The following is a 16,362-nucleotide window of genomic DNA, read 5'->3' on the forward strand; positions in this document are numbered from 1 at the left end:
AAGGGCAATAACGCCTGTATCCCATCTGTCTGCAGCTCATGGCAAGAGGCTCGGAACGATTCGGCAGATTGCATGAGGCAGGCCGCCGTTTACCACAGTAACTGCTTAAAACCCCATGAAGGTCGGCAGCAAATGCTTGGTCTTTTTTCCTAGCATGGAGGCTGGCTTTTTTATCCGCTGGAGTCCTTCATGGATAGCTTCGATCCTCGTCAAATTGCTGTTCGCAGCGCGCACTTCATCGGTGGTCGTTACCGCGATGCCCAGTCAGGCATGGACGTATCGCGCCCCTCCGACGGGCAGGTTTACGCCGGCCTGCCGATTGCCGACGCGGACATGGTGGACGAAGCGGTCAGCAATGCCTGGCAAGCGTTCAAGCACAGTGACTGGGCCAGCCGCCCACCTCGCGAGCGGGCCCGGGTCATGCGCCGCTGGGCAGATTTGATTGAAGCCGACGGCGCGATCCTGGGTCCACTGGAAGCAGTAGGTTCGACGCGCCCACATAAAGATGTGCTGGCCTGGGACATTCCTTACGTCGCCGAAGGGATCCGTTTTTTTGCCGAGCTGGCAGACAAGCATGGTGGTGAAGTAGCTGCGACTCAGAGCGATCGGCTGGGCATGCAGATCGCTGAACCTTATGGCGTTATCGCGGCGATCGCGCCGTGGAATTTCCCCTTGAGCATGGGCCACTGGAAAGTCGCACCGGCGCTCGCTGCGGGCAACGCGGTGGTGCTCAAGCCATCGGAACTGACGCCGTTTTCCAGCCTGCGTTTCGCGGAGCTGGCCGTACAGGCGGGTCTTCCAGCCGGGATGTTCAATGTGATTCAGGGGGATGGGCGCACCACGGGCGACGCACTGTGTCGCCATCCGCGTATATCCAAAGTGACGTTCACAGGCTCGACAGCGACGGGCTCAAGCATCATGTCCACCTGCGCATTGATAGGCCCTAAACCGGTCACCCTGGAGCTGGGCGGTAAAAGCCCGCAATTGGTATTTGCGGACGTTCCAGACCTGGCCAAAACCGCACGCACGGTTGCGCTGGCAATCACCGGCAATGCGGGACAGGTGTGTGTTTCGGGTTCGCGACTGTTGATCGAGCGCTCAATCATGGCGCCGTTCATCGAACATCTTCAGGGCTACTTCGCTTCTTTGCGCCCTGGCCCGACCTGGTCCCCGGACGCCACACTGCCGCCGATCATTTCGCATCTGCAGGGCAGTCGCATCGATAACATCGTGCAGCGTGCCCGCCAGGCCGGAGCAGAAGTGCTGGCCGGTGGCGGCCTGTTCGAAGGCATGGGCGGTGCTTATTACCAGCCGACATTGCTGACCGCAGTGGACAGCCAAAGCCCGGCAGTCTGCGAAGAGATCTTTGGCCCGGTGTTGACCATTCAGGCATTCGACACAGAGGAAGAGGCCCTGCAACTGGCCGAACACGACACCTATGGTTTGTGCGCGGGCGTACACACTGCCGACCTGAATCGGGCGCTGCGGCTGATTCGCAAGCTGGAAGTCGGCACCGTCTGGGTCAACCGCTATGGCCGTAGCAACGACTACATCCTGCCAACCGGTGGCTATAAACGCTCCGGCATTGGCAAGGATCTGGGCCGTGAAGCATTCGAGGCCAACCTGCGCTTTAAAAGCGTGCTTATTGACATCGCGCAGTAACAGCCTGTTGAGCTGGAATGCCAGCCCTGTGGACAACTCTATGCTGGCCTGTAATGCAACCCTGTGGGAGCGAATTCATTCGCGAAGGGGCCGGTACATCCGCAGTCTATGTATTGCCTGAAATACCGCCTTCCCGAATGAATTCGGTCCCACAGGATTTACGTCGCAAATAAGCTTGTGGCCAGACATGGAATTACCCACGGGGGCCGAGTTCTCTTCAAAAGGCATCTACAAAGCAACGGGAGCAGCCATCAGGATGCTCCTTTTTTTTTGGCCTGGCTCAACGCAGTTTCTGCCGTGCCACGTCGGGGTTTGCCCTGCATCAGCACCATAAATGCCCATAAAGACGCATAAACACGAGCCCCGCCCAAGGCTGGAGCGCCCCGCAAAGTGTGCTGAGGTCGCCCCTTAAAACGGCGTTTTCTATCAAGCAGCCGACGCTTTTAACGTCATCTGCTGATTTCACGGTGTTGTAATGAAGGTGTGGTGCAGCGTTGCATCACCTGCTTCAAACCTGAAGCACAGGCATACCCCGCCTCGACTTAACGAACCTCAGGACCGCACTCAATGAGCTTTCTTCGACCAAAATTCATTACGTTCGATTGCTACGGCACGTTGACCAACTTCCACATGGGCACCATGACACGCGAGCTGTTCGCTGACCGTGTTCCCGCAGAGCGAATGGATGAATTCGTCAAGGATTTCTCCTCCTACCGCCTGGATCAAGTCATGGGCGACTGGGTGCCTTACGACGAGATCATCAAGACTGCGCTGGAGCGCACCTGCAAACGCTGGGGTATCGAATACCGTCAGGAAGGCCAGATCTACTACGACGCCGTTCCAACCTGGGGTCCGCACGCCGATGTGCCAGCAGGTCTGGCAAAAATTGCCGACAAGATCCCTCTGGTGATTTTCTCCAACGCCAGCGACAGCCAGATCATGTCCAACGTCAACATGCTCGGCGCGCCGTTCCATAAAGTTTTCACCGCCGAACAGGCACAGGCCTACAAGCCTCGCCTGCGTGCGTTCGAGTTCATGCTCGACAACCTCGGTTGCGGCCCGCAGGACGTGCTGCACGTTTCGTCCAGCTTCCGTTACGACCTGTTCCCGGCCCACGACATGAAGATCAAGAACCGAGCATTCGTTGCCCGGGGTCATGACGTGCCTGCCAATGAGTCCTATGGCTACCACACCATCAAGGACATCGGTGGCTTGCCTGCGCTGGTCGGTCTGTAAACAGCAAAGCACGGTCAACCCGACAATTCCGGCAACGCCACAGGTAAGGACAGCAGCATGCGAAGTGAATCCTACTGGCTTGATACCGCACCGGCTTTTACCGGCGCACAGACCGGCGCGGTGGAGGGTCAGGTGGACGTCGCCATTGTCGGAGGCGGTTTCACCGGTCTCTCGGCAGCTCGTGCTCTGGCCATGAAGGGCGCGAGTGTGGTGGTGCTGGAGGCTGACCGGGTCATCGGCGAAGCCTCCGGCCGCAACGGTGGCCAGTGCAATACCGGCGTGGCTCAGGACTATTCCGCGCTGACCGCAAGCCTGGGTGCTGATCAGGCCCGCGAGTATTACCTGGCGTACGAAAGCGCCGTAAAGACGGTCGTCACGTTGGTCGAGCAGGAACAGATTGCGTGTGACATGACCCGTAACGGCAAGCTGAAACTGGCCGCCAAACCCATGCACTTCGAGGGAATGGCACGCACCTGCGAGCTGATTCGCCGCGAAGTGGATGCAAACGTGCAATTGCTGTCTGCCCAGGAAACACGCGCCGAAGTGGACTCTGCCGAATTCCACGGCGGCCTGCTGCAGCGCAATGGCGTGCAAATGCATGTCGGGAGTTTTGGCGTCGGGCTGGCCGACGCTGCAGTGCGCCACGGGGCACAGGTTTTCCAGAACGCCGCCGTCAAGAACTGGCAGGCCAACGCTTCAGGTTATCTGCTGAATACGGCCAAGGGCTCTGTTCAGGCCAAACAGATCCTGCTGGCGACCGGTGCTTGCCAGCATGGCGGCCCAGGCTGGTATCGGCGGCGCATCGTACCGGTGGGCAGCTTTGTGATTGTGACCGAGGTGCTGCCGCAGACCTTGATCGATCAACTGCTGCCACAACAGCGCGCCTACGTGACCAGCCGCATGATCGGCAATTACTTCCGCCTGACACCGGATAACCGTTTGCTGTTCGGCGGCCGGGCGCGCTTCGCCATGTCCAACGCAACCTCCGACGCCAAGAGCGGCAAGGTATTGCGTGCCGCCATGGTGCAGATGTTCCCGCAACTGGCCAGCGCCAAAGTGGATTACTGCTGGGGCGGCCTGGTGGACATGACCTCCGACCGCTTGCCGCGTGCGGGTGAACACGAAGGCGTTTTCTACTCCATGGGCTACAGCGGCCACGGGGTACAGATGTCTGTTCACATGGGCCAGGTCATGGCCGACGTCATGGATGGCAATCCGCAAGCCAACCCGTGGCGCGAGCTTGACTGGCCAGCCGTGCCGGGGCACTTCGGAACCCCGTGGTTCCTGCCGCTGGTGGGCGCGTGGTACCGCTTTCAGGATGCCCGGCACTAGATTTTTTGCTTCACCGTCGTTGTGTGCGTTTCAAGGACGCTCCGGTCAACCGCGAGCAACTCATGCATTCCCTTAATCGACAGGTAGAACTGATATGGCTGACAACAAAGACGATTCGCGATTGATCTCGGGCCAGGAAAGCCTGCGGGTATTCGAAGGGCTCAATCGCGGTCTTTCACGCCGTGACGCGTTACGAATGCTGGGCGTTGCGGGTGTCGTCGCCAGCGGTGCGACCAGTCTGTTTGGCGCAGCGGGCAAAGTCTTTGCCGACGAAACGGCAACGCCAGCCAAGGGCAAACCCGGCGGGCGAATTCGCGTCGCAGGCATGTCCAGTTCTACCGCTGACACACTCGACCCGGCCAAGGGCGCACTGTCCACCGACTATGTTCGGCACTTCATGTTCTACAACGGCCTGACCCGCTTCGACTCCCACCTGGTACCGCAGATGGAGCTGGCCGAGCGCATTGAAAGCGACGACGCTACCTTGTGGACCGTGACACTGCGCAAGGACGTGACGTTCCACAACGGCAAAGCCCTGACGCCTGCCGATGTGGTGTTCTCGCTGAACCGCCACAAGGACCCACTGACCGGCTCAAAAGTTATGCCCTTGATGGCTCAGGTCAGCGAAGTCAAAGCCTGCGGTCCGAATGAAGTACAAATCCGCCTCAGCGCCGCCAACGCCGAGCTGCCATCGATTCTGGCGGTATCGCACTTGTTGATCGTTCCGGAAGGCACCACTGATTTCAATCAGGGCATTGGCACCGGGCCGTTCAAGGTCAAGGAATTCAAACCGGGTGTGCGCTCGATCAGCGTACGCAACCCGAACTACTGGAAGCCAGGCCTGCCGTATCTGGACGAAATCGAATTCATCGCCATTGGCGACGAGCCTTCACGGGTCAACGCGCTGCTGTCCGGCGACGTTCATCTGATCAACGAGGTCAACCCGCGCTCCACCGCGCGTATTACCGCCAGCGCCAAGCACAGCGTGTTCGACGCACCGTCGGGCAACTACACCGACCTGATCATCCGCCAGGACCAGATGCCGGGGCAAAACCCGGACTTCACCCTGGCCATGAAGTACCTGCTGGATCGCGAACAAGTGAAATCGGCCGTGTTCCGCGGTTACGCCCGCGTCGGTAATGACACGCCGATTTCTCCAGGGTCGCGCTACTTCAACGCTGATTTGCCGCAGCGCGTATACGACCCGGAAAAAGCCCGCTTCCACCTGAAAAAAGCCGGCATGGAAAAAATTACGATGGCCGTGGCCGCCTCACCTGCGGCCACCGGTTCAGTGGACATTGCAGTGCTGCTGCAACAGTCCGCCAAAGAAGCCGGCCTGACGCTCAATGTCAACCGTCTGCCCAGTGACGGCTACTGGTCCAACCACTGGATGAAGCACCCGCTGAGTTTCGGCAACATCAACCCGCGCCCTAATGCCGACGTGATCTTCTCGCAGTTCTTCCAGTCTGCTGCACCGTGGAACGAATCCGCCTGGAAGAACGAGCAGTTCGATCAGTTGTTGATGCTGGCACGCGGCGAAACCGACGAAGCCAAGCGCGCCAAGATGTATGGCGACATGCAGACCCTTGTTCACGATCACTGCGGGATCGGTATTCCCGTTTTCATCAGCAACATTGACGGGGTCGACAAACGCATCAAAGGCTACGGCAGCAACCCGCTCGGCGGCTTCATGGGCTACATGTTCAGCGAGCAGATCTGGCTGGACGCTTGATAGCAGCTGGTTTTTCCTTTGCCGGAGCAATGCCATGAATAGCAACACACTCTGGTTGATCGGCAAGCGCTTCGGCGCTGCGATCCTGACCCTGCTGATCGTTTCCATGGTGGTCTTCGCCATTACGGCGGTGCTGCCAGGCGACGCGGCTCAAGCTGCCCTCGGGCAATTCGCGACGCCTGAACAGGTCGCGGCATTGCGGATAAAAATGGGCCTGGATCAACCGGGTGTGGTGCGCTACCTGAGCTGGTTGATGAACCTGCTCAGTGGCAATTTTGGCGAGTCGGCGTCCAACGCCATGTCGGTCGCCGAACTGGTCGGCGGGCGCTTTCCCAATACCCTGATGCTGGCCGGGGCGACCGCACTGGTTTCAGTTCCGGTGGCATTGGTGCTGGGCATCGGTTCGGCCATGGGACGTGGCGGCCGACTGGACAGCGCGTTGAGTTTCATCACGCTGGCGCTGGTTGCCGTTCCGGAGTTTCTGGTGGCGACCCTCGCGGTGTTGATCTTCGCGGTCAATCTGGGCTGGCTGTCGGCGTTGTCGTATGCCAGCGATACTCACTCCCCTCTGGAATTCATCCGCACTTATGCGCTGCCGGTGATGACCCTGTGCTGCGTCATCGTCGCGCAAATGGCCCGCATGACTCGCGCGGCAGTCATTGATCAATTGGACAGTCCGTATGTGGAAATGGCCCGCCTCAAAGGCGTCAGCCCGGTACGCATCGTATTACGCCATGCGCTGCCCAACGCCATCGGCCCGATCGCCAATGCCATTGCGCTGAGCCTGTCTTACCTGCTCGGCGGTGTCGTCATCGTCGAGACCATCTTCAACTATCCGGGTGTCGCCAGCCTGATGGTCGACGCCGTGACCAACCGCGACATGGCGTTGGTGCAAGCCTGCACCATGCTCTTCTGCTCCGCGTATCTGGGGCTGGTACTGATTGCCGACCTGTGCGCCATCCTCTCCAACCCGAGGCTGAGAACCCAATGAATAACCTCATTGTAAAATCGACGCCATCCTCTCCCGACCTGTCATTGGGCAAGGTCGCCCACAGCACATCCTGGCTGGGGCTGGCAGGGGCGTTCGTGTGCATCTTCTGGTTGTTGGTGGCGCTGTTCGGGCCATGGCTCGCGCCCCATCCGGTCGGTGAAGTCGTGTCCAACAATGTCTTTGACAGCATGAGTGGCGCTTACCCTTTCGGCACTGATTATCTGGGCCGCGACATGCTCAGCCGGGTGCTGGCCGGATCGCGCTTTACCGTCGGGCTGGCGCTGATTTCCGCAGTCCTGGCGAGCGGTCTGGGCACCAGCCTTGCCTTGCTCGCGGTGGTCGTGCCGAAATGGCTGGATGAAGTGATCAGCCGCCTGATGGATGCCTTCATCTCGATCCCCAGCAAGATGCTCGCGCTGATCATGGTCTCCGCATTTGGCTCATCGGTGACGCTGCTGATCACCACTGCGGTGCTGAGTTTTTCCCCTGGCGCATTCCGTATCGCCCGCAGCCTGGCGGTGAACATCGAAGCACTGGAATACGTGCAGGTGGCACGCACTCGTGGCGAACGTCGCCTGTACATAGCCTGCGTGGAAATCCTGCCCAACATGCTCAACCCGGTGCTGACCGATCTGGGCCTGCGCTTTGGTTTCATTGTGCTGCTGCTCAGCGGTATGAGTTTCCTCGGTCTCGGCGTCCAGCCACCCGACGCCGACCTTGGCTCACTGGTGCGTGAAAACATCGGCGGGCTTAATCAGGGCGCGCCCGCCATCGTGATTCCGGCGTTGGCTATCGGCACGCTGACTATCGGCGTAAACCTGTTCATCGACAGGCTTTCATCGCGGCGCAGCCGACGTTCAGGAGGACACTGAGATGAGCCAATTGATCAAGGTCCAGGACCTGCGAGTCGTCGCCAGCGCAGACAGCGGTGATATCGAAATCGTCAAAGGCGTGAGCTTTGCGCTGGAGAAAGGAGAAGTACTGGCGCTGATCGGTGAATCCGGGTCAGGCAAAACTACCATCGCTCTGGCCTTGCTCGGTTACGCCCGACGCGGCTGTCGCCTGGCCAGTGGCTCGGTGCAGATTGGCGAACACGACATGCTCGATTTGCCGGAAGGCATCCTGCAAGGGCTGCGCGGCAACCGGGTGTCGTACATCGCACAAAGCGCAGCGGCGGCGTTCAACCCTGCAAAACGGCTCATCGATCAAGTCATCGAAGGCGCGCTGATTCATGGGCTGGGCAAACGCGCAGAACTTGAAGCAAAAGCCGTCGAGCTGTTTCGTGACCTGTCATTGCCCAACCCGGAACACATTGGCCAGCGCTTCCCGCACCAGGTCTCCGGCGGCCAGTTGCAACGGGTCATGGCGGCGATGGCGCTGATCAGCGACCCGGTATTGGTGATCCTTGATGAGCCCACTACGGCGCTGGACGTCACGACGCAAATTGATGTGCTGCGGGCGTTCAAGCGCGTCGTGCGCGAACGTGGCGCGACGGCGGTCTACGTCTCGCATGACCTGGCGGTCGTGGCGCAAATGGCCGACCAGATTGTGGTGCTCAAGGGCGGCCAGATCGTCGAGCAGAGCAACACCGCAGCATTGCTCAAAGACCCGGAGCATCCCTACACCCGTAGCCTGCTGGCCGCAGCTCGCCCCGACGCGACACTGCGCCCGGCCAGTGAGGTCGCGCAGAATGTGCCGTTGCTGACCATCACCGAAATGTCAGCCGGTTACGGCAATAAAGACCTGCAAGGCATGCCCATGATTCGCGTGCTGGAAGACATAGACCTGACGATCAATCGGGGTCAGGCGATTGGCGTGATCGGCGAGTCGGGTTCGGGCAAATCCACTCTGGCCCGTGTCGTGGCGGGGCTGCTTGATCCGGCACGCGGCAGCTTGAAATTCGATGGGCAGCCCCTGTCCGGTGACCTGGCAGGACGCAGTGACGATCAATTCCGGCGCATTCAAATGGTCTTCCAGAATGCCGACACCGCGCTGAACCCGATGCACAGCATCAGCACCATTCTCAGCCGCCCGTTGAAGATGTACTTCAACCTCAAAGGGGCCGCCTTGCGTCAGCGCATCGACGAATTGCTCGATCTGGTACGCCTGCCTCGCGAGCTGGCTGAGCGTCGCCCCAGCGAACTGTCCGGTGGGCAAAAGCAGCGGGTCAATCTGGCCCGGGCACTGGCTGCCAAGCCGGACCTGATCCTCTGCGATGAAGTGACGTCGGCACTGGACACTGTGGTGGGCGCAGCGATTCTTGAATTGCTGGGCGATTTGCGCCGTGAACTGGGCGTTTCCTACCTTTTCATCAGCCACGACATTTCCACTGTGCGCGCGCTGTGCGACGACATTGTGGTGATGTACAGCGGCCACAAGGTCGAGGAAGGCAGCCGTGAGTCCTTCAGCCATACGCCGTTTCATCCCTACACCGACTTGCTGGTGCATTCGGTCCCTGAGCTGCGTCAGGGCTGGCTGGAAACCTGTGGCACGACCACGTGCGGCACGCTGCCGCCCATCAGCCCGCCAATCAACAGGCAGCAGTTGTGTACTTTTTTGAACCGCTGCCCGCAACGCGTCGAAGGCTTGTGCAATCGCACCGCGCCCGGCCGTCGTGAAATAGCCGGTGGCAGTGAAGTACTCTGCCACCTGGACAGCAGCGCGCTGCGCAAAAACCAACAGGATCTGGAAGACATAACCGTGGGAGCCTACGCATGAAAGGGCGTTTTGTAAGGCTGGGCGAGCGCGACCGGGCCACGGTGAGCCTGGTGGTGGACGGCGCACCGATTGAAGCGTTGCAGGGCGATACTTTGATGGTCGCACTGCTGACTCAAGGCGTATCGCTGCGCCAGTCGGAGTTCGATCCGGGACGTCGCGCAGGGTTCTGTCTGATGGGCGCGTGTCAGGACTGTTGGGTCTGGACTCGCTCCGGTGAGCGTTTGCGTGCCTGCTCCAGCGAGGCCCGCGAGGGTCTGGATATCGTCACCACACAACCGGAGGCGACATGGCCACTCCACGGGTAGTGATTGTAGGCGCCGGGCCAGCCGGTACGCGCTGTGCTCAGACGTTGATTGCAGCGGGGATCAAACCGATTCTGATCGATGAAAACCGTCGCGACGGCGGGCAAATCTATCGCCGCCAGCCCGAAGGTTTCAAACGCGATTACGCGGCGCTGTATGGCACCGAAGCCGACAAGGCCCGGGATCTGCACCAGACCTTTGACCGCCTGCGCGAGCACATCGATTACCGCCCCGACACACTGGTCTGGAACCTGAGTGAAGGCCAGTTGTGCTGCGTCCATCAGGGGCAGCACTCCGTACTGAACTATGACGCGCTGATTCTTTGCACCGGAGCCACCGACCGGCTGATGCCCATCAATGGCTGGCAACTGGCCGGGACTTACAGCCTGGGCGGCGCGCAGATAGCACTGAAGGCGCAATCCGTTTCCATCGGCCACAAAGTGGTGTTCATGGGCAGCGGTCCATTGCTGTACCTGGTCGCCAGCCAATACGTGAAAGCCGGGGCAGAAGTTGCTGCCGTACTGGACACCTCGCCGCTGAGCAAGCGGATCATGGCCACGCCCAAGCTGCTGGCGCGCCCCGGTGTGCTGCTCGAAGGCATGAAGCTACTCGCTCGCCTGCGCAGCGCCAAGGTGCCGGTCCATTTGGGTGTCGAGCCTTTGCAGGTACTGGGCAACGCTCAGACCGGTGTCAGCGGTGTGCGTTTCAAAGACGGCAAAGGTCACACGCAACAGCTGGACTGCGATGCCGTTGCACTGGGTTATCACCTGCGACCGGAAACCCAACTGGCTGATCTGGCTGGTTGTCGCCTGCGCTTTGACGAGGTTTCCAGCCAGTGGCTGCTGGATGTCGATGAGGTCGGCCGCACTTCGGTCAGCGGTGTATACGCGGCGGGTGACGGCGCGAAAATCCGTGGAGCGGACGCCGCCGAGCAGGCCGGGCGTCTGGCTGCACTGGCCGTTCTGCAAGACCTGAAACTCCCGGTAGATGTCAGCGTGATGCAAACGCAAACGCGCCAGTTGGCCGTCATGGATCGCTTCCGGGTCGGACTGGCCGAAGCCTTTCCCTGGCCGTCGGCGCAAGCCAAAGCGCTGCCCGACGACACGATTATTTGCCGCTGTGAAATGATCAGCGCAGGCGAACTACGTGGCGTAGTCCGGGAAAAAGGTGCCTGTGAAGTCAACCGCGCCAAAGCCTTCAGCCGGGTCGGCATGGGCCGCTGCCAAGGGCGTTACTGCTCGCAGGCCGGGGCAGAGGTCATCGCCGCCGAGGCCGGCGTCTCCGTGGAGCTGGTAGGCCGTCAACGAGGTCAGGCACCGATCAAGCCGTTGTCGATGCTCACTGATGAGGTCGCGTCATGAAACAGCAAAAATCCGATGTATTGATTGTCGGCGGCGGATTCATGGGTTCGGCCACCGCGTTTTTTCTGCGCCAGCGTGGCCAGTCAGTGACCCTTCTTGAGCGCGACATGATCGGCCAATACGCCAGCGGCGTTAACTTCGGCAACGTGCGGCGTCAGGGTCGTTTTCTCGGTCAACTGGAACTGGCCAACCGCTCCCGCGCCTTGTGGGGCCGCTTGCCGGAGCTGATTGGCGAAGATCTGGAGTTCCTGCCAAGCGGTCACATGCGCGTCTGCTATCGCGAGGATGAAATCGCCGAGCTGGAAGCTTACGCCGCAGCGCCGGAGGCCCGCGAACTGGACCTGCGTATCTACAGTGGCCGAGAACTGCATCAGCGCTTTCCATTTCTCGGCCCGGTGGTCAAAGGTGGTTCTTACGCACCCCATGATGGCCACGCCAACCCGCGTCTGGCGGCCCCCGCTTTTGCACGCGCGGCGATCCGTGCCGGGGCGCGCATTGAAGAACGCACTGAAGTCACCGAGGTACAAAAAGTCGGCAATCAGTTTGAAGTCACGACCAGTGATGGCCGGGTGTTCAGCGCCGATCAACTGCTGATTACCGCTGGAGCCTGGGGGCAGAAGCTGTCTGCGCAGTTTGGCGAACCGGTGCCGCTGGACACCTTCGGCCCGCAAATGGCCGTCACCGAACCGGTGCCCTACTCGCTGCCTACAGTGATCGGCGTCTATACCAAAATCGCCGAAGAGGTGATTTATTTCCGGCAGATCCCCCGTGGCAACATCATCATTGGCGGCGGCTTTCGCAGCAAACCGGACATGGTCAACAAACGGGTCGCAGTAGAGCCCCGCAGCACTATCAATCAATTGCAGCAGATGCGGCGTTTACTGCCGGGCGTCGCCAACCTGAACATCATTCGGGTCTGGAGCGGCATCGAAGGCTATCTGCCGGATTCATTACCAGTCATAGGCCGTAGCGGTACTGTCGACGGCCTGTTTTACGCGTTCGGCTTCTGCGGTCATGGCTTCCAGCTGGGTCCCGGCGTGGGGGATGTGATGGCCGAATTGCTCAGCACCGGCAGCACCAGTACCTCGATTGCGCCCTTCGATATCCGCCGCTTCGCCAATGCCGACACCCAACAGAGCAAAGCCTCATGAAGCCGCGTGTACGAGAGATACTCAGCCGCCTGCTGGCATTCGATACGGTGTCTTCTGAACCGAACATGGCACTGATTGAATACGTCCGGGATTTGCTGGCGACCAAGGGCATCGAGGCGCTGATCGTCAAGGATGAAACCGGGCACAAGGCCAATCTGTTCGCCAGCACCGGACCAACCGATCAGCCAGGGATCTTGCTTTCAGGCCACACCGATGTGGTTCCGGTCGCAGGGCAGGCATGGACCCTGCCACCGTTCAAGGCTACCGAGCGGGATGGACGGATTTACGGTCGCGGCAGTTGCGACATGAAGGGTTTCATAGCATTGGCTATCGATAGCATGCTGGATGCAGCAGAGCTGAATCTGAACCGTCCGCTGCAACTGGCGTTGTCGCACGACGAAGAGATCGGCTGCGTCGGTGTGCGACGTCTGCTCGACGTGCTGCATCTTGCGCCGCAACGGCCGTTTCTGTGCATCGTGGGAGAGCCCACCAACATGCAGTTCGCGCTGGGCCACAAAGGTAAAAGCTCGTTCCGGACGTTCTGTCGTGGTCAGGAAGCGCACTCCTCTCTCGCGCCGCTGGCGGTCAATGCAATTCATCTGGCCAGCGACTTCATTGCTTCATTGCGCCTCAGCCAAAAACAACTGCAACAACACGGCGCTCAGGATGCCGACTACGACATTCCGTACAGCACGGTACACGTCGGCAGAATCGACGGCGGCAAGGCGCTGAATATTGTGCCGAACCTGTGCACGCTGGATTTTGAGCTGCGCAACCTGACGGCAGATGATCCTGACCTGTTTCTCGATCAGTTGCGCGAACAGGCCGAGGCGATCGTCCGTGAAGCGCGCAAAGTCTCAGCCGTAGCAGCCATCGAGATCGAAACCCTGAACGAGTATCCCGGCCTGGACACCCATCCCAGCGTCGAAGCCGTGCGCATGCTGCAGGCGTTTGCACCTGCGGGCACCCGCAGCGTCAAAGTGTCCTACGGCACAGAGGGCGGCCTGTTCGCTCAGCGCCTGAACGTACCCGTGGTGGTCTGCGGCCCAGGCTCCATCGAGCAGGCACACAAGCCAGACGAATTCATCGAGGTGAGTCAGATGATTGCCGGGCAGAAATTTCTGGGCGGTTTGCTGGGGTCGCTGGTGCGCTGAGGGAGCCCTAATCCAAGGATCATGAAGAACCTGTAGGACCGAATTTATTCGGGAAAGCGGTATTTCAAGCTGCACACAAGCGGCGGTTGTACCCGCCTCTTCGCGAATGAATTCGCTCCCACAGGCATTTTATTTACAGGGCAAAATAGAATTCCCGCAATTTCAACGGTCTCCTCAATACCCCTGCCCGCGATCTACTTGCCCGAGCATCGGCTCGCCGCGCTCGAAGCGTCGGATGTTTTCCAGCAGGCCGGGAAATGCACTGTCGGGCTGGGTCATTGCCGCAATGTGCGGGGTGAGCAATATCTGTGGGTGGCTCCAGAACGGGTGCGCAGGATCAGCAGGCTCCTGTTGCAACACATCAAGCACTGCCGCGCTGACGTGACCGCTGTCCAGGGCTTGCAGCAGATCCTGTTCAATCAAATGCCCGCCCCGGCCCATGTTCACCAAGGCCGCCCCTTTGGGCAGTTGCTCGAACAATTCACGATTCAGAATGCCCGTGGTCTGTTCGGTCAATGGCAGCACGCACACCAAAATGTCGCACTGCCCAAGAAATGTCGGCAACTGTGCGGTGCCCGCATGGCACACGACGCCCTCGATCTGATGCTCGCTGCGCGCCCACCCCGATAACTCGAAGCCGAAGTTCTGCAAGCTGGCGAGAATCTGCTGCGCCTGTAACCCAAGCCCCATCACGCCAACGCGACGTTTGTTCGCTGGCACAAGGCGATGCGCCTGCCAGTGGTGTTCAAGCTGCTGTTGTCGATAACGCAGCATGTCCCGGTGCAAGCTCAACACGGCGAAGCACGCGTACTCGCACATGCCCCGGCCAATCCCGGGATCCAGCAACCGCACCACCGGCAACGCCTCGGGCAGCCGGCTCAAATCCAGTTGGTCGACACCTGCCGACAAGGCAAACACCACCTGCAAGTTCGGCAGCAGGGTTTGCAGATCATCCGGGGCAAGCCAGGCGGCAAGGTAAGTTATGTCCCGCGGATCGCCGATGTCAGGCCAGGCGCGCCACTCGATATCCGGAGCGTGTTCGGCAAACAGTGCTTTCCACTGTTCACCCCGTGCGGGATCAGCTTTGTAGAGCAGCGCCATGAATGAGTCCTGAACAGGTGGGGGTCATTCATGATGCCTGAGATGCAAAGCAGCATTGGCTGAAAGCACCGTGGCAACGGCGTAGCGTGCTGTTTATGGGAGGTGGCGCGAAAGATTCAATGGAGTTTGAGTCTGCTGCAGGTCCTGTGGGAGCGGTGCTTGGTCTGGGCGGCATTCCGACGATAAGGCTGGACGCGATTCACTTTTGACCGCGTCGCCTTTATCGTCGGAATGCCGCCCAGACCAAGCACCGCTCCCACAGGGGTGATGAGATCCTCGATAATTTGGCTTGCAGGCAAACATAAGATCACCCACAGGAAGAGAAATTCCAGCTCAATCCTGCCGCTGAACCTTGACCCCCAGCGATTGCAACGCATCCCAGTAACCCGGATAAGTCTTGCCGACGCAATCAGGGTCCTGAATCCGGATGCCTGCGATTTTCAGCCCGGCCAGCGCGAAGCACATGGCGATACGATGATCAGCATGGGTATCGATCAACGCGTCCACGGTGCTGCCTGCCAACTGGGGGTTCGCGTGAACGATCAGGTCGTCACCCTCTTCCACCGCCAGCCCCGGTGCAATCGCACACAGCCCATGGGACAACGCGGAAATGCGGTCGCATTCCTTGACCCGTAGATTCGCGATGCCGACGAAGCGCACTGGCTGATTGTTGAACGCAGCGAGCACGGCCAGGGTTGGAATCGCATCCTGCATTTGCGAACCATCGATCACGGGCGGCATGTTCGGGAAGCGCTCGATCAACTGGCTGGCCAAAGCGTCAGGCTGGGTGAAAGCCTCAGTCGCAACACCCAGATCGATATTACCGCTGGTGATTGCCTGGGCGGCCCACAAATAAGTCGCTGCCGAGGCATCCGGCTCGATGTGGAAATCAGTGGCTTTATAGCCCGTCGCCGAGACTTTCCAAGCGGTGTCGCTGACGGCTTCGACTTCAGCACCAAAGGCTTTCATCGCCGCCAGTGTCAGGTCAACATAACCGCGCGCGCCAATATCACTGCCGGTCAGCGCCACTTCAATCGGGCCTTTGCCGCAGGCTCCAGCCATCAATAGCGCGGAGACGTACTGACTGGACAGGTTGCCATCGATTTCGATACGTCCCGCAGCCAGACCACCCTGCCCCTTGATTGCCACAGGCGGACAGCCGGTCGGCGAACTGACGTCGACACCCATGCGCTGCAGAGCATCAACCAGCGGACCAATAGGACGCTTGCGCATGTACTCGTCGCCATCAACGACGAAATCACCCTGAAAGTTAGCCAGCGCCGCCGTCAGAAAACGCGTCGCCGTGCCGGCGTTGCCCAGGAACAGCGCTTGCGAAGGTGCAAGCCACTGGCCGTTGCTGGTGACCACGAAGGTGCTGTCATCCGGCTCGTCAACCTGCACGCCCATCAGGCGCAAGGCTTCGGACATCACACGCGTGTCGTCACTTTTGAGCGCACCGCTCAGACGACTGGTGCCTTTGGCCAGGCCCGCCAGCAACAGCGCACGATTGGTGATGGATTTCGAGCCAGGCGGGCTCACACGCCCGATCAATGGCTGGTCGACAGGGGTTACCGTGAGTGTGGATTGTGGTCGCATGATGTCCGTGATCGTCGCCGGAAAAA

At 60.0% G+C, this 16,362-nt stretch carries 13 protein-coding genes; 11 read left to right on the plus strand and 2 right to left on the minus strand.

Features of this window, described 5'->3' with window-relative positions; all coding sequences use genetic code 11:
• The first annotated feature begins 189 nt into the window (after nt 1-189).
• The 11 genes from EE949_RS25465 (at nt 190) to argE (ending at nt 13,639) form a co-directional block, all read left to right on the plus strand.
• Nucleotides 190-1,662 carry an aldehyde dehydrogenase family protein gene (locus EE949_RS25465; protein ID WP_122666835.1) on the plus strand — a complete coding sequence of 491 codons (1,473 nt, stop codon included), beginning with the start codon at nt 190-192 and terminating at the stop codon, nt 1,660-1,662.
• Nucleotides 1,663-2,229: 567 nt separating this feature from the next.
• Complete coding sequence (locus EE949_RS25470; protein ID WP_122666836.1) at nt 2,230-2,898, plus strand: haloacid dehalogenase type II; 669 nt, start codon at nt 2,230-2,232, stop codon at nt 2,896-2,898.
• Between the two features lie 57 nt (nt 2,899-2,955).
• Nucleotides 2,956-4,230 carry an NAD(P)/FAD-dependent oxidoreductase gene (locus EE949_RS25475; protein ID WP_122666837.1) on the plus strand — a complete coding sequence of 425 codons (1,275 nt, stop codon included), beginning with the start codon at nt 2,956-2,958 and terminating at the stop codon, nt 4,228-4,230.
• 94 nt (nt 4,231-4,324) lie between these two features.
• Complete coding sequence (locus EE949_RS25480; protein WP_122666838.1) at nt 4,325-5,962, plus strand: ABC transporter substrate-binding protein; 1,638 nt, start codon at nt 4,325-4,327, stop codon at nt 5,960-5,962.
• 34 nt (nt 5,963-5,996) lie between these two features.
• A complete protein-coding gene (locus EE949_RS25485) occupies nt 5,997-6,953 on the plus strand; it encodes an ABC transporter permease (RefSeq protein WP_122666839.1) in 957 nt (318 codons plus the stop codon).
• On the plus strand, nt 6,950-7,825 hold the full coding sequence (locus EE949_RS25490; protein WP_122666840.1) for an ABC transporter permease: 876 nt from the start codon (nt 6,950-6,952) through the stop codon (nt 7,823-7,825). Before EE949_RS25485 ends, EE949_RS25490 begins: the two co-directional genes overlap by 4 nt.
• Before the next feature lies 1 nt (nt 7,826).
• Nucleotides 7,827-9,671 carry an ABC transporter ATP-binding protein gene (locus tag EE949_RS25495; protein WP_122666841.1) on the plus strand — a complete coding sequence of 615 codons (1,845 nt, stop codon included), beginning with the start codon at nt 7,827-7,829 and terminating at the stop codon, nt 9,669-9,671.
• Nucleotides 9,668-9,976, plus strand: a complete 309-nt coding sequence (locus tag EE949_RS25500; protein ID WP_122666842.1) for a (2Fe-2S)-binding protein — start codon at nt 9,668-9,670, stop codon at nt 9,974-9,976. Before EE949_RS25495 ends, EE949_RS25500 begins: the two co-directional genes overlap by 4 nt.
• Nucleotides 9,958-11,334, plus strand: a complete 1,377-nt coding sequence (locus EE949_RS25505; RefSeq protein ID WP_122666843.1) for an NAD(P)/FAD-dependent oxidoreductase — start codon at nt 9,958-9,960, stop codon at nt 11,332-11,334. The genes EE949_RS25500 and EE949_RS25505 overlap by 19 nt, the downstream gene beginning before the upstream one ends.
• Complete coding sequence (locus tag EE949_RS25510) at nt 11,331-12,485, plus strand: NAD(P)/FAD-dependent oxidoreductase (protein WP_122666844.1); 1,155 nt, start codon at nt 11,331-11,333, stop codon at nt 12,483-12,485. Before EE949_RS25505 ends, EE949_RS25510 begins: the two co-directional genes overlap by 4 nt.
• Entirely contained in the window at nt 12,482-13,639 is a 1,158-nt protein-coding gene (gene argE / locus EE949_RS25515) for an acetylornithine deacetylase (protein ID WP_122666845.1), read from the plus strand. Before EE949_RS25510 ends, argE begins: the two co-directional genes overlap by 4 nt.
• Before the next feature lie 174 nt (nt 13,640-13,813).
• Here argE and EE949_RS25520 read toward each other — a convergent pair whose 3' ends face one another.
• Nucleotides 13,814-14,740 (minus strand): 2-hydroxyacid dehydrogenase, encoded by a 927-nt coding sequence (locus tag EE949_RS25520; RefSeq protein ID WP_122666846.1) that lies wholly within the window; start codon nt 14,738-14,740, stop codon nt 13,814-13,816.
• 333 nt (nt 14,741-15,073) lie between these two features.
• Nucleotides 15,074-16,336: a 3-phosphoshikimate 1-carboxyvinyltransferase gene (gene aroA, locus EE949_RS25525; RefSeq protein WP_122666847.1), complete on the minus strand. Its 1,263-nt coding sequence runs from the start codon at nt 16,334-16,336 to the stop codon at nt 15,074-15,076.
• Nucleotides 16,337-16,362 lie beyond the last annotated feature (26 nt).

It is taken from the genome of Pseudomonas viridiflava (genome assembly GCF_900602065.1).
Taxonomy (GTDB): domain Bacteria; phylum Pseudomonadota; class Gammaproteobacteria; order Pseudomonadales; family Pseudomonadaceae; genus Aquipseudomonas.